The following is an 18,587-nucleotide window of genomic DNA, read 5'->3' as shown; positions in this document are numbered from 1 at the left end:
CGTCGATCTCGTCGATCTCGCAAAGCGAGGATCAATGATGCCCAACGTTTTTAAAAGGACACCTCATGATTCGGATCGGCCGGAAAGCCACCGCAAGTATCGCGATGACCGCTATCGCAAGCGTTCTGGCGGCGACCGCCGGGCCGCTGCGGGCCGCGGAGGAAGCTGCCAAGCCCAGGTCGCCGCGCCTGATCGACTTTCGCACGTGCGCCAAGCCCGAATACCCGAAAGCCGACCTCCGTGCGGAGCACGTGGGCATGGTGACTGTTCTCTTCCTCGTCGCTCCGGACGGGACCGTCAAGGATTCGAAGATCGCCAGGTCGAGCGGCTACGAAGGCCTGGACCAGGCGGCCCGCACCGCGCTTGCGGCATGCCGCTTCGCGCCGGCGGGCGCCATGACCGATGCGGCAACCTGGTTGCCCATTCAATACGTGTGGAGCATCGATGGGGTAGGCGGCGCGGGAGCAGCTCCCATGTCGCCGGGTACGCAGGAACAGGCATTCCTGTGGGCCGCCCGCGTCCTCGCGCGTTACCGGTACAGACCCGAGGTGCAGACGTCCAATGCGAGCGCACCTGTTCTTGACCGTTACCTGAAGGCGCTCGATCCCGATCGTATGCTGTTCACCCGGTCCGACATCGCGAATCTCGAGCCGCAGCGCGAACAGCTTGCCGGCAACGGCGACAGCAAGCAGCTCGCCGCGGCGTTCGCCATGTTCGACCAGATGTTCGCGCGCAGGATGGCGATGATGGCCTGGACCGGAGACGCCCTCCGCGGACCGCTGAGCGCCCTGGACGGCAATGCACCAGGACCGCGGCCGGCCGACGCGCCGTGGCCGGCGTCGGACGCCGAGCGGCAAGCGCTGTGGCGCCAGCGCGCGGCGGATGCGGTGCGGAGCTTGCGCAACGCCGGCTCCAGCGACAAGGACATCGTTGCGACCCTGACCCGTCGCAACGACAACCAACTGGCCCGGCTCCGGGCACTGAGCAGACGCGACGCTTTCGAACTCTTCATGAACGCCTACGTGAGCGCGTTCGATCCGCATGGCGCCTATTTCGCCCCGCCGGGACCAGCGCCGTCTCGCGTCGAGGCGCCTGGCCGTGTCGGCGTCGGGCTGACGCTGAAAAAGCAGGGCGAATGGGTCACGGCCTACGAGATGGTCGGCGACGGCCCTGCCTGGCGCTCGGGGCAACTGCATGTCGGCGACCGTATCGTCGGGGTGGCACAAGGGGCCGGCCAGCCGGTGACCGACGTCGTCGGCTGGGACCTGAGCGACGTCGTGGCATTGATGCGTGGCTTGCCGGGATCGACAGTCGTGCTGTCCGTCAGCCCGGCCAATGCCCCAGCCGGAAGCGCGCCGCGCAGCGTCGCGCTGGTACGCAATCCGGTGTCCGGCCATGCCAATGCTCGGCATGCCGCGGCGAAGCTCGAGGTACTCGACCGGAGCGGGGTCGACTATCGTATCGCCGTCGTGACGATTCCCGCCTTTTACGAAGACTTCGCCGCAAAACGCGCCGGCGTCAGCGACTACGCCAGCATGACGCGCGACGTCGCGGGACTGTTGGCATCCATGAAGGCGCAGCACGCCGACGCCGTCCTGCTGGACATGCGCAGGAACGGGGGCGGATCGTTCGCCGACGCCGTCGACTTTGCCGGACTGTTTTTGCCGGGTGCGCCGGTTGCGCAGCAACGCGAACTCGACACCAATGTGAACGTGAAGTTCGCACCCGCAGGCACCCCTGCGTGGGATGGCCCGCTGGCAGTCCTGATCGACGAACGCTCCGCCGCTGCAACGGAAATCTTCGCCGCCGCGATGCAGGATCATGGCAGAGGCCTTGTGATGGGCGATCCCAGCGTCGGCCGCACCAGCGTGCAGACCATGATTTCCCTGGACCGCTTCGCGCCGAACCGGTCCGAGCACTACGGCACGCTCAAGATGACCGTGGCACAGGCGTACCGCGTGAGCGGAAAAACCTTCGAACAGGCCGGCATCATCCCGGACATCGGCATCCCCGGTGTGCCTGATTCCAGCGGTATTGCGCACCAGCTCGCTTTTCCGGCCGTGCCCATCAAACCAGTCGAATTCAGCCCGCGCGGCGAGCTGAAGGCTGTGATGCCGGTGCTGTCGCGGCGCCATGAGACCAGGACGGCGGCGGACACGTCGTATCAGGCGATGTTGCGCGCCCGAACGCGGCCATCCGGCAACGACGGGACGGCGGACGCCGATATCGCTCGGGTGCAACTGGGCGAAGCGCTGCAGGTCGTCGGCGACCAGATCGAACTGCTGCGCACGGGTGCCACGGCCGGTCAATGACGGCGCTGCACGTTTTTGCAAAGTGAGTTGATATGGAAAAAGAACTAGCGAAATTAGTAGCACTTACCGCTTTCCGCAGTTCAGGGGAACTCAACAATCTTCTTCCGTTGCTGAAAGAACATTGTGATGAAGGGGAATATCGCCAACTCAGCGTGGGGATCGCAACGGCATCTGCCGAAATCGGTCGACAAATTTTACAAAGCGTTTTTGCTGCTCACCCGGAATTGGAAAAGGAGTTGGGGGCCACGGTCAAGAAATTCGGCCGAGCATTTTAAGGCACGCACGATTGCCCCTTCGGGTTCGTTGCGTTCGCCAATTGAATCCTAGGCCAGTAACCGTCATTCCGCATGTTCTAACCGCACTATTGGAGAAGAAAAAATTGAAAAAATTGATAACTATCTGGCTTTTTAGTCTGACTTCAATTGCATTCGCGCAGGATCAAGCTGATTGCGTCACACGGTTGGACGCCCAGATGAAAGAGATGGGCGCTCTCACAAGCGCCCAAGCTGGCCAAGTCACCTACAAGAAGCTTTTTGAGCGCGCCAAGCATTGCATGGAGCAGGGAAAGTGCGGAAAAGCAGACGCTTTTCTTGCAATAAGCGAAATGATGGTCGATGAACAAGTAGTTGCAATCCAGCGAAAGAAAATTGCAGTTCTGAAGGCATTTTTTGTAGATACTAAACCGTATCAAAATGACGCATGCGCGGTGGCACAACGCTTCCCTAAAGTTCTCGAAGAAGTAAAGGCGCTTAATGACCAACAATTCCAAAGATTCATCCAACTTGGTCAGCAACAGTTTCAATAGTTCTATGATCTCAGGATAGCTTCGGTTAAAACACATGCGGGCGAAGATTTGAAACGAGCTCGACATTGACATCGTCAACGAAGCCTCCCGGATCTTTTTCTGCTCCAACGCTGGAGCCCACACGGCAGTCCGTCGTTTGGACGAGGTTTCTCAAGAAGAAGTTGATGTAGCGATGACCAGTCCTGCAGCTACCGGCGCGTCCTGCCTTCTTTACAAAAGCGTCTGCAAGCCAGCCGTGTCAATCATTACAAAGAGAACGTCTTGGCAGACGTTCGCAATGGGTCGCTTCCCGCCGTGGTCGAGCGCAACGCCCAGCAGGCTCATGCCGGTTGGCTCCGATGTCGAACAGCGTCCTGTCCGGCGTCGGTCGACGTGAATGTGCGGATCGCTGCTGCCGGCGCCTTCGTCATGCAAGATTGAGCCGAATACGCGTGTTACGCGCACGGTGGGATTCGACCATCAGGCGGATCGCGACGCGATTTGAGTCCAGCGCTTCCGACGTTTTCGCGAGCAGCCATCTACGCCGTGTGCCGCACGACGTGCGCAGGTGACGCAAGCACGACGCGTTGACGCGCCTCCGAGACAAGTGAAATTTCTTACCAGGACGGCCCAAAACGAAAAAGGCCAGCTCGAAAGCTGGCCTAATTCGTCAGATCAGCCCGCGGCTGGTCTGAATGAATTCATTGGTCGGGGCGAGAGGATTCGAACCTCCGACCACGTGCACCCCATGCAATTCCTTCATCGTCCCAGGAAATTTCATGAGCGGCCACTAAGAAAAATATATCCTTTAAATTCACGCACTTAGATAATGCCATTGTTCCGTGACGTCCCAAGCTGTACCATACGAGCCAAGTAAACTGTAGGGGTAATTGTAGGGGTAAAAAATTTTAACCCCGCCCCCTTGCACCCAAATGGCAAAACTCACACAAAGAACTCTTGAGGCAATCCGGCCTGATCAGGCGGGGACAACGGTGCGCGACGACGGTGGCTTGCTCGGTCGCGTGCGCATCAAAACGGATGGCTCAGTTGCAATCTCATTCTACTATCGCTACAGGTTCGACGGGAAGTCGAAGGACTATTCCTGCGGCACTTGGCCTTCGGACGGTCTCTCGGCGATCCGCATGCAGCGCGACATCGCTCGATCGAAGGTGGCCGACGGAATAGACCCAGGCGCGGATAAGAAGGTTGCGCGTCACGAGAAACAGGAAGCCGTCGCGGCCAAGCTCGCCGAGATCGAGTCCAAGCGCGTTGAGGGCTTGACCGTGTTAGACATGTTCGATGCCTGGATGACGGATGGCGTTCGGAGGAAGGACGGGAACGCGCAGCTCAAGCGCCTGTTTGTCGCCGACATCCTGCCCGGACTGGGCCGCGTAGCCATCAAGGCAGTGACCGAGCACGATATACGCGCGGTCCTACGGGCGCTGGTTGACCGCGGCGTCAACCGAACGGCTGTCGTCGCACGCAACAGCCTGACCCAGATGTTCGCCTGGGCCCAGAAGCGTCAGCCATGGCGCAAGCTTATGGTCGACGGCAACCCGATGGACCTGATCGAGATCGACAAGATTGTGTCGCCTGATTACGACCTCACCAACCAGAGCGATCGGATTCTGTCGCAGGACGAGATTGTCGAGCTGCGCGATCTGCTGCGACTGGCTGAGGACGAGTATGCGAACGCGCTAAACAAGCGCGTCGCTCGACGGCCACTAGAAAGAACAACCCAACGCGGGATCTGGATCATGCTGTCGACACTTTGTCGGGTGGGCGAGCTGAGCATGGCCCGATGGGAGCACGTTGACCTGGTTGCCGGCGAGTGGTTCATCCCAAAAGAGAACGTCAAAGGCAGCCTGGCAGACATGCGAGTCTACCTGTCTCCTTTTGCGCTGACCGAATTTCAACGGCTGTACGCGCTGACCGGCCATTCTGACTGGTGTTTCCCATCGTATGGTGACAAGCATCACATCGACACCAAGTCGATGACGAAGCAGATCGGCGACCGTCAGGCGATGTTCAAGAAGGAAAAGGATGGAAAGGCGCCTGCGCCATTGCAAAAGCGCCGCAGCGACAACACACTCGTCGTAGCCGACGGGAGGAACGGGGCATGGACGCCCCATGACTTGCGTCGCACTGGTGCCACGATGATGCAGGCTCTTGGTGTACCACTCGACACTATCGACCGCTGCCAAAACCACGTGCTAAAGGGCAGTAAGGTGCGCCGCCACTACCTACACCATGATTACGCCAGCGAGAAACGTGAAGCGTGGCGCGTTCTGGGCGCACGACTATTCGAACTTCTGCAGCCAAACGATGGGGCATCGAACGTCGTCCTGATTGGACGCGCTGCGGCGTAAGAACGGCTGTGACAATTTGCGAGTATTTTGCCAGATTGACAGCGTATCATTCCTAAAAGTAATCGCTTACGCGACATCTGACTTTGGGGAAATCATGGGCTCTCTCACCATTTGGCATTGGCTGATCATCTTCTTTCTCTTCAGCACCTACATCGTACCGGTCTGGCGCATCGTATCGAAAGCAGGCTTTTCCGGCGCATGGAGCCTTCTCAGCTTTGTGCCTGTCCTGAACTTCATCATGCTGTGGGTTTTCGCATTCAGCACCTGGCCGCGCGAGCGCACATGAGGGCCGGAGTTCTCGGGCTAGCGCTCGTCCTCGCCGCAACTTTCGCACAGGCCCAGCGCGCGCCAGATCTGGCGCCGTTACCGCAGCATCAGCTTGCAGCTCCGGTTGACGCATCGATGTCGACGACCGAGCCCCACGAAGCTGAGCTACTGTCGCACCGCCACTACAAAGCCAAAGACGGGCATGAGATTCACTCCCCTGCACGATCGACGCACGACCAGGTGCCGGCCGGCGCGAGCGCGAAGTGCCGAGATGGGACGTATAGCTTCAGCCAGCACCATCGAGGAACGTGTTCGCATCATGGTGGCGTAGAGAGTTGGCTGTAGCAAAAATAATCCCCGCTCGCGGCGGGGAGTGAAATTGTCTACTTTTCTATCGACCCTCACACGCCGGGCAAGTCAGGCTGATCGCCGAACAGGGTCCTGACGTGCTGCTCGTATTCTTGCGCAGACTTAGAAATCCCCGCAATACCGAGGAGCTGCCCCAGGTGTGTACGCAGAGCTTTGACACCAAGATCCGACAAGAAGGTATGTAGCTTGGCGTTCTTACTTTCGCCCTTGGCCTTGAGCGCCCGTGTCAGTTCAAGAATCTTTCCGTTACTGCGAGCAAGCGGGTGATAAACGTGGTCCACCGTTAGGAATTTAGCTTTCCATGGGCGCCCTCGAACAGGCTTTGTGAGTTGATACAGGCGATACCAGTGTTCGTATAACTGATCTGGGAATTCCTTCTCATATTCTCGCGCACCTTCCTGGACATAGATTTTGAACGCCTGGATGACCTCCTCGACTTCAGGGCGGTATCCCGTGAGCGCATAGACCAGAAATTTGATACCAGATTTGGCTGATGCCCCATTGATGATTGCCGCTTGCTGCACCACTTTGTCGTAGCGCTTATTCAAGCGCCCTCTGCGGCGAGCGTCAGCGATGGCGTTGCAAACATCGATTAGCAGAGACGCGTCGTGGCCGTGGATGATGATTGGCGGTTGGTCGCCGCCGCCTGTACCCCATTGAATTAAAAGGGTTTTGTCCAGCTTTTCTCGAAGTTCGCCGCCGATGGATTCGGCCATTGCCTGGCTGTTGATGAAGCTTGGGAACGAGTTCCCTCGTGGTGACAAGCCCAACGCCATGGCCATACCCGTCTGACTTATAACAGCTGTTCGCTGAGCGTCATCAATCACGTAGCAATCGACATTGATGCCAAAGCTCTCCTCAAAGTTGCCCTTGCGGATCGCTAGCAATGGCTTTTCGCCCCAACGAGCTTGCGCCGCACGTTTTGCGCGCGCCTTTCGCTCGTCTGGGGTCATCGAGTTTGCTAGGGCAATAGCACCCTTGGCCTTCTGCGGGTTCTTCCTCGAAGCGCTCATGCAAGCATCCTTTCTGTTGTTGATGCTAGCATGGTATAGGCGTGCCAAAGATTTTGCAAGCATTGCTGCATAATTAATGCTAGCAAATTGCACAATCATTAGGTTGCGGCACCGGTGCTGTAGCGACAGTCCCATCAGCCCGCCGCGAGCGGGCTTTTTTTTACGCCCATGGCGCCGGCTTACGTCCGCGGTAGCGCCGAGCCTGGCGTAACACAAAGTCCGGGATAGGTGATGACTTCTGAGTAAGCGAAACAACCGCCTTCACCAGGAAACCGCCGCTGGGTGGCAGCTTACTTGGTATCGTCCCGCCCAGGCCGTCGAGCCTACGATACGCACTCTTCGCCGTCGACTCTTTTACTACTGCGACCCGGGCCATAACATCGTTAATCATCGTATCGGTGATTTCCGTCGCGGGCTTCTTTAGTTGCGCGCTCTTTCTTGGTTAGTGCCCTCCTTCGCCTCCGCCCGCTCCTTTTTTCTCCGCGCATGCTTAGTCGGCTGGTCTTCGAATGCTTTCAAGTTAGGCTCCGTCGCCCATCGATGTTTTTCTTCCGACTTCCCGCCCGAGAGCACTTGCTCAACGTGACTGCGAAGGATGACAAGAGATCCATTCGGGCGGGTCTTGTGAATGATACCGAGGGAATTGAGCACCTTTGCCTGAGACGCCCGCCGACTCATGCCGGTCAATTCTTTAACTTCGTCTTCAGTCAGGAACATCATAGATTCATCTAATTGGCTAACTCATCCAACGATTTTACTTGTCGCAACGGAGATGCGTCGAACTCGAGCAGTTTTGGGTCGATGATGTTCTGCTGGGTCATGCTGACCTTTCTGGTTACTGCGCGTCGGATGCCGTCTTCACGGCGTCATAGGCTGCGATGCAGGCATTGAGGCGGACGATGGCGGAGTCTCCTTCCGCTGTGAGCCCAGCAAGGCTTGCGGCAGCCGCTGGGTCAAGGTCGGCTGTAGCCGCGGTTCCCGGATCCACGCCGGCAGCGGCGGCACCTGCAGCCTGTTCGGCTTGAGCAGGACGGCAGGAGCCGGTGATGGCGACTGACAGCCGGCGGCGGCCAGCAGCAAGGTCAGACTGCAAAGCAGCTGAATTGGCTTGTTCATGGGTGAGCTCCGTTTGAAGTTTGGCGACAGTAGCAATTGCGCCGTCGAGTTCGGCCTGGGCATTTCGGACGCGAGCGTTCGCCTCGGCGAGCTCGGCCTTTGCTTGGCGATCTCGCTCGGTGTCGATCTTGTCGCGCCGCGCCGATTCAATGGCGATGCCCGTGTCGATCAGATGCGCGCGGTATGCAAGCGCGGCGCCGGCCGAGATGGCGCACAACACAGCGATGGCAGCCCAGCGCGGGATACCGAAGCGAAGAAGGAGTGCGGCAATCATCACAGCACCCCATCTCGCCGGCACACTGCAACTGCATAGATCACGACGACGGCCGCCATGAATGCGCCGATCGCCATCCCGAGGAAAAAGCAATCCGGCTCACTCATTTGGTCGGGTCCGGGAAGATGATCTTCAAGGCTGCAGAGGCAATACCCCCCAGGCCAGCAGCCTGCCCCCAGTCCAGGCCGGCGCCAAACTTGGAGCCAGTCAGGGTGATCAGGAAGAAAATTCCCTGCCAGGTGGATGGCTCACTCAGGCGGGCGGCGATGAACTCGAGTACGACTTGGGTGCGCTGTTTCATGAGAGGACCTTTTTAGCTATTTCGAAGTACGCCAGCCGCTCGGCCAGCCCGTTGGTACCGCCGTTGATGCGGCGCGTGATCTTGACTTGGTCGCCCGCGTCCGCAAGCTCGTTCAGGCCGTGCGTTTTCCAGAACCAGCCGGCGGAGCGACATGCATACATCGGTTGCTCTAGCAACTCCGGGTAGAGAATGAGATCGAGGCCGAGCGCGGCGCCACAGGCTTTGTAGTTGGTGCGGCCGGTGATCTGAATCAGACCGCGGCCCCGGAAGCGAACGCCATCTCCCTTCATCGTGTTTCCGAGGTCGATCCGACCTTCGTAAGCGGCGCCGCTCGCAAGTTCGCGCACGTAGCGGAACTGCCCCGACTCATGGGCGATTTGTGCGATGAAGGCAGCCTGGCGGGCCGGGGTGTTGATCTCGAACTCCCCCATGGCGATATTGAGCGGCGCGCAGAACGTGTCAGCACGCGTGCCGGCGAGCGGCAGGATGCGCTTTAGGTCGTTTGCGGTTACGAGGTTCATGCTTTCCCCAGGTGCTGAATGATCCACGCCACTGCGGCGCCGGCGGACGATGCAGCGCCACCGACAACCATCAGCGTCTTCCAGCCTCCGCGGGCCTCCGAAAGGGTAAGCAGCACCTGATCGAGCTTCGCGGTCAGTTGCTGGTTGCTCTCTTGGAGGTCAACCATGCCTCTGGTGAGGTGCCCCACCTCCACTTCTAGGCGGGCGATGTCAATGCGCGCCGTCGCCAGCGCTTCCACTTGGGATTGGTCGTTCACGTTTTGCCCAATAAAGAACCCGCCGAAGCGGGTTGGTTGAGGAAACTGAGGGCCGCGTGCAGCGTCCCGGGATCAAATCGCGCTGGATCCGGCATGCCGAGTGCCGCGGCCACCGCTTCGGAGCAGAACCATTTGCGCTTGTCATCGCCGATGGCGGACACGACGAAATGCAGATTTCCCAGGAGGTCGTACGCTTGGCCAACGTGATTAGCGAACCACTGATGTGCCGATGCCTCTAGCGCGCCCGGCAGGTCGACGAAATCCCACAGGGCCAGGTCGAAATCGATCTTCTTAAAGCGTACGCCGCCATCCATAAACGACGATGAAGCGGCTTCCTCACCGTCGTGAAATATCAACTCGACGTGCGAGTATGGGCTGCGCGTCCACCAGCGCACCAAGCGGTTGTAGACGCCCGGGACGCCGGCGTGCGTACCTTTATAAAACGCTGCGCGGAGGGCCATGGCATCACCACACGATCGCAGCAACCTCATCCGGCGTGGTCGCTGATGCGAGCTGCGCCTTGAGGGTCTGGGCATGGTTGAAGTTCTCGGTACCCTTAGCGGTCATCGACGCATACATGGCACGGAAGGCGTCGACGTCAGCCAACGGCACCATCGTGTTGTCCGTCGCCTTCCATCCGCCCGGGAATCCATCAGGGAACGTGCCAAACAGCGCGATGTTGTTGGCGACTCCGTCGATATCCGATCTGGACAGCGCATCGCAGGCGATTTCTTTCCCTGCGTGCGGGAACGTAGACAAGTTCGTGGCAGCACGCCAGGCATTAATCTCGTCGTTCTTCGCTGCCTTAAGCGCAGCCAGGTCGATCGCCAGTGGCGGCGCGAGCTCGACTCCGTCACGCGTGGCATTGGCGCAGTAATGCGGCCACGCCTCGGCGATAGCATCATCGACGACGATCATGCAGTCGGCGTGCGTCTCTGGGGGCACTTGCAAATAACAGCCGTCGAGGGTTCCGTCGAATGCGAATGTGACGTAGCGTACAGCTTGCGGCTCGAGGGTTGCCGGCTCGACCGGCGAATCGATAATTTCGCCCATTATGCAATCTTCTTAAAGAGAATTTCAGAATAGACCTCGACCACGCTGCCGGCGTTGCCGGCTGGATAGCCGAAGGTGCCTGAACCGCCATTCACTTGAAGATGGCGCAACTGAAACGATTTACTGGCACTGATCGTAAATGTCCCCCTCACAAGGGACCGGACCTGCACAGCGTTCGTGGCGGTGCTTATTTCACTCGTGCCCATGTCGACTGAGAGGCTGTCCGTTGAGTTCCATAATTGCGCTTGGAACGCATTGCATTGATAGCCGGGTACGCTGCCGGCATATTCGTACGTACCGGCTGGCAGCGTGACGGTGTTCGACGCGAGCGACGCACCGCTGATCGTGTTCACCTTGACCGTATTCAGCACGCGTACCGTTGCGCCGTTAAGTGCCGTCCCGGCACCGGAACCGTTCGCTTTCTCGTCGCGCACGTACATGTACGTCGGCGTGTATCCAGACGGACCGATGTCGCCTTTGTCGCCCGTGCGCTGGAATAACAGCATGACGGTGTCGTTCGTAGCGAAAGGCGTGGTTGAACTGGAGTCGATGAACTGAACGGTGAACTGGCCGTACAGGCCGCCGCCGTTTTGCGAATAGCCTGTCACTGAAAAGCGCGCCCATTTCGACGCATCCCCCTGCTTCACAAGTCTAATGTGTCCCTTTATGGCGCTGCTGTTGCCAGATACGGTGCTGTTTAGCAAAGCGGCGACGGACACCGTCGACAGGTCTTTCGTATCCAGGTAGATGCTGACGGCATTCGCGGGCGTCGCCATAATGCTGTTACTAACACCGTCTGAAAGTCCAATGAAGCCGCCGGCTGTGAAGCCCACAGAGGCATTGACCGACGTGCCCCACTTGTAGGACAGCGCATATACCCCGCCATACGCAATGGCGTTCAGGTTGGCCTGAAGCGCGTTCGTCTGCGTGCCCCAGGTCGGAAGGTTCGTCATCAGGTACGCCATCGCCGCATCGAACGCAGATTGGTCCATCGTTCGCGCCGGCAGCAGCGTAGGGTCAAGCAGTGTTGTGATCGTCATTAAACAGTTCCTTGGATTTGCAGGTTCATTGCCGACACAGTCGGATACTGGATGACATTCTTGAAGCTGGTGTACGTGCCGTACAGGCAGGCGGAGCCATAAGCCGCGGCCCCGATCCAGGCGACGGGCTTCTGTCTGTAGTTCTCGAGCGATTCAATAACGCTGTCGATGTAGACGTTGTCGAGGATCACGTCGACGTCCATGATCTTTGCGAAATTGCGCTTCACGACGTTGCTCGTGCCGTCGAAGTTGAAGTTCACCGTGGAGTAGTCCTTGATCTCACGGGACAGGCCATATTGCGCAAGACCGACGTCAACGAGCGGGCCCAACACGCACATGCCGCATTTCGCTGTCCCGCTGGGCTTCCTAAATGCGATTGTCACGAGCCCGGTGTAGTAGGGCGGCAACTGGACCGACACCGCATACGACCTCTTGCGGATCCGCTTGAAACTCCAGTTGTAGAACGAGCTTCCTGAATCCGAGATGATCAAGTCCTGGACTTCCTGGTACACCAGGCCATCTGTCGGGTCGTATGTGGAGATGCGGATGTCGCTCGCATCCACGTTGCCGATGTAAACACCCTGTGCGAGCGCTTTCGGCTGCAGCACGACGATGATTTCCTCGGCGTTGCTGGTCTGAGTATTGTTGTACTGGTCGAACATCGACCAGCGGTTCACCATGGTTAGCAATGGCGTCCACGAGGCCGTGTCAGACAGGGCATGTCCCACATTGCCATCGATGAGCGACTGATACATCAGGTATGTCGCTGGGTCATAGACGATGGCATCCTTCGCATACGTCGACGCGCTGCTGTATGCCGTTTCGGTGATCGACACATTCGAATACACCAAGCCCGCACCAGAAGCGACAGTGTCGGCAGCACGAGTGACGACAGAGCCACTAGTTGGGATGTAGCTGCTCGGTGTCAGCCCAACCTCTAACTGAACACCCCAAAATTCAACGCTTCCGCCGGATGGGTACGCATGAATGGCGCAAGTTGATCCGCTCGGCTGGAACGACATCCAAACACGATACATTCCGTTGCCGACGTATTCACACCCCATACTAGTGACGCTTCCAGTAACTCCGGAAAACGTCTGCGTAGATAAGTCTAAGACAACATGAGTACTCAACGGCATGCCATCTGCGTATATCCAAATCGTATGCGAAGAACCCGCCCTTACGAATTCGGAAAACGTGTAGTCAGCGCCAATCGTCAACCCGCCAATGCTGCGATATTTCGTACCGCTGCTGACCAACGTAGTCGATAGCGTGCCATCAGGCGCAGTGCCGAAATTAGCGGTCCAGGTAGCCCCGTTGTTCGCCCAGTTAGAATCGATTGCAGTAGACCACGAGCACAGATTCGTCGCCGAGTCCTCTACCAGCGCATAGGGCGCCTTCGTCAAATCGCTTGGGTCATACGTCACCGCCAAGGTATTAACCGGCACCTGTACCAGCGTGCCGGTTCGGTCGTACACGTACTTTACAGACGCGCGCGTGCACGCCACGTCGCCCAGGGCGACGGGGTCGATAATCATCATCGTGGATTAGCCCGCTCTAGTTTGGATGGAGTCGCCGCCGTAAATCACGCGGGTCAACAGATCAACCGTCTGCTGCAACTGCTTCACCTGGGCGACGTTCTCAGCACTGTTGTTGGTCCGGAGCTGCGCGATTTCCTGACGCAGCGCCTTCACTTCGGCCACCAGCGCGTCGTTGTTGCTCGATGGGCTGGTAAGCCGCGCCATCAACGCGCGGTTATCGGCAGCCGGAATGATCCGCTCGCCCTTATGAACCATAGCCGGCATGTCCTCGGGGATGAAGTTCGTGCCGACCGCAAACGGGTGCAGTGACTTGTACTCTCCCGATTGCATGATGGCCGCCCTGATCGAATCGATCGAAGAGCCGGACTTCAGCCAGTAGTTCAATCCGGTCGCCTCTGCGTAGCGCCCAAGCAGGTCCTTGTAAGCCTTCTGAACCTGCCCCTCTGCCGAAGCCCCAATCGCCGACGTGATGTCCGATGCCGATACCCCGCCCGCGGCCTGTTGCTGCCAATACGCGAGTCCGGTTGCATCTGGCGCGCGCCCGAGCATGCTCTGGTAGGCATCGTTGATGCTCGAGGTGGCCGCAACAACAGGATTGCCCTTCGCAGCCATGATCGCCGTCGACAGGCCTTGCATCGCCTGATCGATCGACAGCAGCGTGGTCGACTGTCCTTTCAGCACGTCGATCTGGTCCTGATACTTCACCAGGATCGAATCAAGTGCTTTCAGTTGGTCCTGCGCCGCGGCGAGTGATTTCTGCTCTACCGAAAGCTGGTTGTCCGTGACGTTGCCAAGAGAGGCGATATCGTTCTGCGTTTGATACAGGTCCTTGAGGTAGTCCCGATACGATCCGAATTGGTCCATAGACGACTTCGATACCGCACTCAGTGCATCCTTAAGAGATTCCGCATCAGGAAGCGGACCGCCTGCTTTCGCAATCGCCAGCGCGGCCCGGATCTGCGCCTGGCCAGCCGTGCGCGCCATTACCTGCTGGTCCGGCGACATCATGCTGTTCAAGGTACTGTGCAGGGATTGAGAAAGCGACTGCAGCTTGCTCACCGCAGCCGTGTGCGCATCGATAACCGTCTGTACCGCCGTCTTTTCGCGCTCAACCACCTTTTGTAGAATCGAGAACGCACCATCGACGTCACCAAGCAAGGTGCTCGCCGCATCCTTTTCAGCCTGCAGCGCTGCAACCCGGTCATACAGCGCCAGATTGCTCGCATCGACCGCCGAGCGCTCCTTCTCGCGCAACTGCGTTGACGTCATCGTCAGTTCGTCGTATTTGTCCTGCAGGGACTTCCGCTCGTCGAGTGCACTCTTCCCGGCATCGATGATCGTCTTCAGCGCCGGCGCGATCGTCATCAACGTCGTGTAGGCCTTCGCACCGGCATCGGTCGTCGTATCGAGACTGATGACGAAGTCGCGGAACGCCTTGGACGCATTCTCTCCCTCGGACGAAAGGCCATACTGCGCCAGTGTCGGGTCGATCCGTTTCCGCAGAGCCGCGGCCTGCTCTTGGTCGCTGAAGAAGTTCGCCAGGAAGTACTCGCCTTGACTGGTGAACTTGTCCAGCCCACCGGCCAACTGCACGAGCCTGTCGCGCGCCCCGATCGACGCCATCCCCACCGCACCGAACGTTTTCCCGAACGATTGGAACACCACGTCGACGGTTTGATATTCGGCAGCAACACGCACCAGTGTTTCGAGATAGCCCTCCCCCACCTGCTGGAGCTCCTGCAGGCCGCTGACGGCATACCGAGCCATGTCGTCGCCAAGCTTCGCGAACACTGATTCGACTGCCTTTTGCAGCTCGTCACCCTTGAGGCCCTTAAGGCTGACATGGCCGACATCGACCACAAAGCCGTTCAGCTTGGCGGTAAAGTCATCACCTGCGAGCCCGAGCATGTCGCCTGCACTTTTGACGCTGCCTGCCAGCGATTTGATGATTGCAGTGAACTGCTGGTTAGCGGCGGCGTTCAGCTCCGTGGTTTGTTCGCTGTGCTTGTCTCTGCCGAACCAGCCTCCAGACGTGTTGATGTCCGCGTACTGAAAGGCATGCGCTCCGCCGTCCACGAGCGACGCGAGATTTGCGGGATTGATGCCGAATCCCGAGTCCTCGACGCTCTGCTTGCCGCCCACGATCGACGTGAATAGGTTTTGAAACACAGGAATCTTGCTGGCAATGTAGCCAGCGACTGCACCTACAGCGGTGCCGATTGGCCCCCAGTATGAACCGATCTCAGCTCCGGTTGCCGTCATGTCTGCTGCGCCAAGATTCGTCGTACCATAGCCGTGGGCCAAGTTGCCAACATCCGGGGCGGTGACGTTCGTACTCTTTACCAGTTGGCCTGCAAAGCTGCCGATGTTGCTGTCGATGCTGCGCAGCGTGGTCAACATACTGTTGTTGATCGCGAGACCCTGATAAGTGTTCTTCTCGACCATGTCGAGCACCTTCTTGATCGACTCGGATTTCGCGCTGCTGTCACCCAACACCGTACCGGTGCCTTGCGCAGCTTGGCGGTCCTTTGCCGCGGTATCGGAATGTCCGCCAATACCGCCGATCGCCACGCCCAGGCCAGCCACCAGAGCACCCATCGCAGCCATGCGGCCGAACGCGGTGTACGGGTCGCCCTGTCCCTGTGTCAGCACAGCGCTGACCGCCTTGGGCACCAGCTCGGCCATCGTCATCGCCAGCTCGGCAGCGTGGAACGCCTGCGACACGGTCATCAGGGCTTGGTAGCCGCGGCTATGCTCGCCGAAGAAGCCAGCCGCTGCGCTGGCCATGTTGCCGTAGCCCGCGAGCTGCTCTTGCGTGCTGCGGCGATTGATCGCGTCGAGGGCAACGGCTGCCTTCGCTTGATCTACGTCGTTGCCTTTGCTCAGAATGGCGGCTTGTGCACGCGCCTTATCGTTCGCCGCCTGGTGCGCGCCATACTTCATCATCGCGCTGGTCAGGTCGACCATCGATTTCGTCGCGCCATTGAGCGATCCCTTCAGCGCATTGCCGAAGTTATGCGCCTTGGTCGGATCCAGGAACTTGTCGAGTTCAGTCGATGCTTTCGCTATCGCCTCGGCATCTGCGCCATCGGCGTAAAGACCGGCCAGCGTGCGCCGACGGGCAATCTCGTCGTCTAGGTTCCGGAGGCGGATTTCGTACAGAGCACGCGACTGGTCATCCAAAGCCCACTTGGCCATCCCATCGCGCAGATAATCTGCATCGCTTTGCATCTGGGCAGTGGCCGCGTCAACCTGTGCCTGCTTGGCAAGCTCGATCTGCTCCTTCGTCTTGCCGATTTCGGCGTTGTGCTCGCGCTGCTTTACGATCTGGTCGTCCAGACTCTTGATGCTGGCCGCGCCGGCATTTACCGTGGCCTTGACGAGGTCGTCGTATTGCTTCTTCACGCTCGCCTCGGCCCCGACGGCGTCCTCGCCGCCCGCGTTACGCATATCGTCCACGAACTTCGAATGCGCCTTTACCAGTTGGTCATACTTTTCTTTTGCGGCCGCGACCTCTTGCGGATTTCGCGCCTGGGCTTCCGACGCCTTGAGCAGTGCTGCCTCTTTGGCGAACGCGAGGGCCTCGGACGCGACGTATTCGGCGCGTGCTGCCTCGCGGCCGGCATAAAATTCCGCGTCCGCCATGCCGAACTTCGAGTGATACAGGTCGAGCATCTTGCCGCGCGCATCGTAGATCGATTTCTCGCGATCGAGCGCGGTCTGCTCGATGGTCAGCCGGTCCTGCAGAAGAGCAGCCCTGTCGTCATTACCTCGGGTTTGCGTATGCGCCTTCATCAGCATCTGCATGTGCCGATTGACCTCATCTTGGTCAAGCAGCTTGCTGGTCGGGTTTGCGGCAGCGATTTTCGCCAGGTCTTGGCCATACCGCTGGATTGCCTCATCGAGCTCAGTCAGCCCCTTTTTGCCGAGCCTCATGTTGTCCTGCTCGATGCGCGAAGCAGCAAGATTCGCTTCGGTTTGCGTCATGCGCTCCTTACCAACCGCGATCGCTGCAGCATCGGCCTGATTCAGCTTGCCGTAGGCGGCAACCAGGTCCAGCACGAGCTTTTTACGAGTCTCAGCCCAACTCCCCGTCAACTGATGTTCGGGATCGGTAATGCCGACCGATTTCAAGCCATTGTCGAATGACGCGAGCTTCGCACTGGCCTTTGCAGCATCGGAAGCGACAGTGTTTCGCGCGCCAATCTTGCCGAGGCCATCGACCACTTCCCCGATTACCTCCTTGACACTGTTCCATCCGCGCTGGATGGCGCCGATATTCCCCACCATCTCCTCGGCGCGATCCTTCGTCACCTTTGCAAGGGTCTCGGTTGCCAGGGCCGACGCCGCCTTTTGATCGCCATCCTTTTCGAGCGCACGGATCTCCTCGTACACCGACTCGGTCAGGTAGTGATACTGCTCATCCAGTTTGAGCGCCGCCTTCGAAATCGTTTCGCTGGACCGCATCGCGCTGCCGCTGGTTTGCACCGACAGGGTCTCGAATTCCTCGATCGTCTTGTCGACCGATTTGCCGGCTGCGTGCTCCATCGCGATGGCAGCGTCAGAGATGTAGCCGATCTGAGCGCCTGTGAATTTTCCGCTGGCGGCAAGCGCGGTGACAGCCTTCTTGGCTTCGCCGATGCTGCCACCGGCTTCGATCGCAGCGTGGGCCAATGCATTGAGAGAATCACTCGTCAATCCCGCATAATTTCCGGTCTCGATCAGCGCGTTGCTCATGGCTCGCTGATCTTCCGCTCCCTTGATCACAGCAGCGCCAACACCGACGACTGCAGCGGCAAAGCCGAGCGCGGCGAGGCCTGTCGCGCTAAACAGCGCGCCAGCGGCGCCTGTTTGTTCAGCCAACACCATCATCGAGCCACCGAAACGCTTGTAGTTCCCTTGACTCAGCTCATGGGCCAGCACCAGCAGTTCGCGCTTCGACGCCGCAGTCCGAAAACCGAACTCCTCGACATGCCCCCCCGCCTCGCGGGCAGCGGCGCCGTGCGAGCGCAACGCAGTGCTCGTGGCGTTGACGTCCTGTCCGAACGTGGCCTGGGCGCTGCGCATCGCGTTGAGGCGCTGGGTCAACGCCTCGTATTCGGCGCCGACGCCGGCGAGGTTCGCCTTTTGCTGCGCCAACTGCTGGCTCGTCATACCGAACGTGGCGATCTCGTCCCGCAGCTGTTTCACCATCCGCGCACCGGCATCCGTGACCCGATCGGACGACTCGACAACGCCGGTCAGCGAATTGATCATCGCCTTGGCGCCCGCGTCGACCACGCGCGAGCCTTCCGCCATATCGGTCTTGAGCTGGCTGGTTTCCGCGGCCATGTTGATGATCAGGCCACCGACGGTTACTGCTGCTGGCAT

The 18,587-nt window shown here is 59.1% G+C and carries 17 protein-coding genes; 6 read left to right on the top strand and 11 right to left on the bottom strand.

Annotation, left to right across the window (positions count from 1 at the left end):
• The first annotated feature begins 65 nt into the window (after positions 1-65).
• The 6 genes from ISF28_RS09720 (at position 66) to ISF28_RS09695 (ending at position 6,077) form a co-directional block, all read left to right on the top strand.
• The gene (locus ISF28_RS09720; protein WP_198116951.1) at positions 66-2,312 is read left to right on the top strand and encodes a TonB family protein; all 2,247 of its coding nucleotides are present in this window, start codon (positions 66-68) and stop codon (positions 2,310-2,312) included.
• Positions 2,313-2,344: 32 nt separating this feature from the next.
• Positions 2,345-2,587, top strand: a complete 243-nt coding sequence (locus tag ISF28_RS09715; protein ID WP_198116950.1) for a hypothetical protein — start codon at positions 2,345-2,347, stop codon at positions 2,585-2,587.
• A 104-nt stretch (positions 2,588-2,691) separates the two neighbouring features.
• Entirely contained in the window at positions 2,692-3,117 is a 426-nt protein-coding gene (locus ISF28_RS09710; protein ID WP_198116949.1) for a hypothetical protein, read from the top strand.
• A 911-nt stretch (positions 3,118-4,028) separates the two neighbouring features.
• Positions 4,029-5,465, top strand: coding sequence for a tyrosine-type recombinase/integrase (locus tag ISF28_RS09705; RefSeq protein ID WP_198116948.1), 1,437 nt, complete (start codon positions 4,029-4,031; stop codon positions 5,463-5,465).
• Between the two features lie 94 nt (positions 5,466-5,559).
• Positions 5,560-5,751, top strand: a complete 192-nt coding sequence (locus tag ISF28_RS09700; protein ID WP_198116947.1) for a hypothetical protein — start codon at positions 5,560-5,562, stop codon at positions 5,749-5,751.
• A complete protein-coding gene (locus ISF28_RS09695; protein ID WP_307727429.1) occupies positions 5,664-6,077 on the top strand; it encodes a DUF3761 domain-containing protein in 414 nt (137 codons plus the stop codon). The genes ISF28_RS09700 and ISF28_RS09695 overlap by 88 nt, the downstream gene beginning before the upstream one ends.
• A gap of 56 nt (positions 6,078-6,133) precedes the next feature.
• Here the strand turns inward: ISF28_RS09695 and ISF28_RS09690 are convergent, their stop codons facing one another.
• The 11 genes from ISF28_RS09690 to ISF28_RS09640 form a co-directional block, all read right to left on the bottom strand.
• Positions 6,134-7,114, bottom strand: a complete 981-nt coding sequence (locus tag ISF28_RS09690) for a P63C domain-containing protein (RefSeq protein ID WP_198116945.1) — start codon at positions 7,112-7,114, stop codon at positions 6,134-6,136.
• 420 nt (positions 7,115-7,534) lie between these two features.
• Entirely contained in the window at positions 7,535-7,834 is a 300-nt protein-coding gene (locus tag ISF28_RS09685) for a DUF4224 domain-containing protein (RefSeq protein ID WP_198116944.1), read from the bottom strand.
• Positions 7,835-7,949: 115 nt separating this feature from the next.
• A complete protein-coding gene (locus ISF28_RS09680) occupies positions 7,950-8,504 on the bottom strand; it encodes a lysis system i-spanin subunit Rz (protein ID WP_198116943.1) in 555 nt (184 codons plus the stop codon).
• A gap of 103 nt (positions 8,505-8,607) precedes the next feature.
• Entirely contained in the window at positions 8,608-8,805 is a 198-nt protein-coding gene (locus tag ISF28_RS09675) for a hypothetical protein (RefSeq protein ID WP_198116942.1), read from the bottom strand.
• Positions 8,802-9,326, bottom strand: a complete 525-nt coding sequence (locus tag ISF28_RS09670) for a glycoside hydrolase family 19 protein (protein WP_198116941.1) — start codon at positions 9,324-9,326, stop codon at positions 8,802-8,804. The genes ISF28_RS09675 and ISF28_RS09670 overlap by 4 nt, the downstream gene beginning before the upstream one ends.
• The gene (locus ISF28_RS09665; protein ID WP_198116940.1) at positions 9,323-9,583 is read right to left on the bottom strand and encodes a hypothetical protein; all 261 of its coding nucleotides are present in this window, start codon (positions 9,581-9,583) and stop codon (positions 9,323-9,325) included. Before ISF28_RS09665 ends, ISF28_RS09670 begins: the two co-directional genes overlap by 4 nt.
• Positions 9,580-10,044 (bottom strand): hypothetical protein, encoded by a 465-nt coding sequence (locus ISF28_RS09660; RefSeq protein WP_198116939.1) that lies wholly within the window; start codon positions 10,042-10,044, stop codon positions 9,580-9,582. The genes ISF28_RS09665 and ISF28_RS09660 overlap by 4 nt, the downstream gene beginning before the upstream one ends.
• Before the next feature lie 4 nt (positions 10,045-10,048).
• Entirely contained in the window at positions 10,049-10,636 is a 588-nt protein-coding gene (locus ISF28_RS09655) for a DUF4376 domain-containing protein (RefSeq protein WP_198116938.1), read from the bottom strand.
• Positions 10,636-11,676, bottom strand: coding sequence for a hypothetical protein (locus tag ISF28_RS09650; RefSeq protein ID WP_198116937.1), 1,041 nt, complete (start codon positions 11,674-11,676; stop codon positions 10,636-10,638). The genes ISF28_RS09655 and ISF28_RS09650 overlap by 1 nt, the downstream gene beginning before the upstream one ends.
• The gene (locus ISF28_RS09645) at positions 11,676-13,217 is read right to left on the bottom strand and encodes a phage head spike fiber domain-containing protein (protein WP_198116936.1); all 1,542 of its coding nucleotides are present in this window, start codon (positions 13,215-13,217) and stop codon (positions 11,676-11,678) included. Before ISF28_RS09645 ends, ISF28_RS09650 begins: the two co-directional genes overlap by 1 nt.
• A 6-nt stretch (positions 13,218-13,223) precedes the next feature.
• Positions 13,224-18,587: a phage tail length tape measure family protein gene (locus ISF28_RS09640; protein WP_198116935.1), complete on the bottom strand. Its 5,364-nt coding sequence runs from the start codon at positions 18,585-18,587 to the stop codon at positions 13,224-13,226.

Origin of the sequence: Massilia rhizosphaerae, from assembly GCF_016093545.1 — a bacterium.
GTDB classification, from domain to species: domain Bacteria; phylum Pseudomonadota; class Gammaproteobacteria; order Burkholderiales; family Burkholderiaceae_D; genus Telluria; species Telluria rhizosphaerae.
The sequence above is the reverse complement of the archived record's forward strand: the minus strand, read 5'-3'. Positions and strand labels throughout refer to the sequence as shown.

What these genes read in the sequence shown, in the direction of transcription:
- ISF28_RS09690 (WP_198116945.1), bottom strand. Translation starts at nt 7,114, where the DNA reads ATGAGCGCTTCGAGGAAGAACCCGCAGAAGGCCAAGGGTGCTATTGCC.
- ISF28_RS09655 (WP_198116938.1), bottom strand. Translation starts at nt 10,636, where the DNA reads ATGGGCGAAATTATCGATTCGCCGGTCGAGCCGGCAACCCTCGAGCCG.
- ISF28_RS09650 (WP_198116937.1), bottom strand. Translation starts at nt 11,676, where the DNA reads ATGACGATCACAACACTGCTTGACCCTACGCTGCTGCCGGCGCGAACG.
- ISF28_RS09705 (WP_198116948.1), top strand. Translation starts at nt 4,029, where the DNA reads ATGGCAAAACTCACACAAAGAACTCTTGAGGCAATCCGGCCTGATCAG.
- ISF28_RS09670 (WP_198116941.1), bottom strand. Translation starts at nt 9,326, where the DNA reads ATGAACCTCGTAACCGCAAACGACCTAAAGCGCATCCTGCCGCTCGCC.
- ISF28_RS09645 (WP_198116936.1), bottom strand. Translation starts at nt 13,217, where the DNA reads ATGATGATTATCGACCCCGTCGCCCTGGGCGACGTGGCGTGCACGCGC.
- ISF28_RS09660 (WP_198116939.1), bottom strand. Translation starts at nt 10,044, where the DNA reads ATGGCCCTCCGCGCAGCGTTTTATAAAGGTACGCACGCCGGCGTCCCG.
- ISF28_RS09695 (WP_307727429.1), top strand. Translation starts at nt 5,664, where the DNA reads ATGGAGCCTTCTCAGCTTTGTGCCTGTCCTGAACTTCATCATGCTGTG.
- ISF28_RS09640 (WP_198116935.1), bottom strand. Translation starts at nt 18,587, where the DNA reads ATGCCAGCAGCAGTAACCGTCGGTGGCCTGATCATCAACATGGCCGCG.
- ISF28_RS09720 (WP_198116951.1), top strand. Translation starts at nt 66, where the DNA reads ATGATTCGGATCGGCCGGAAAGCCACCGCAAGTATCGCGATGACCGCT.
- ISF28_RS09700 (WP_198116947.1), top strand. Translation starts at nt 5,560, where the DNA reads ATGGGCTCTCTCACCATTTGGCATTGGCTGATCATCTTCTTTCTCTTC.
- ISF28_RS09685 (WP_198116944.1), bottom strand. Translation starts at nt 7,834, where the DNA reads ATGATGTTCCTGACTGAAGACGAAGTTAAAGAATTGACCGGCATGAGT.
- ISF28_RS09675 (WP_198116942.1), bottom strand. Translation starts at nt 8,805, where the DNA reads ATGAAACAGCGCACCCAAGTCGTACTCGAGTTCATCGCCGCCCGCCTG.
- ISF28_RS09680 (WP_198116943.1), bottom strand. Translation starts at nt 8,504, where the DNA reads ATGATTGCCGCACTCCTTCTTCGCTTCGGTATCCCGCGCTGGGCTGCC.
- ISF28_RS09715 (WP_198116950.1), top strand. Translation starts at nt 2,345, where the DNA reads ATGGAAAAAGAACTAGCGAAATTAGTAGCACTTACCGCTTTCCGCAGT.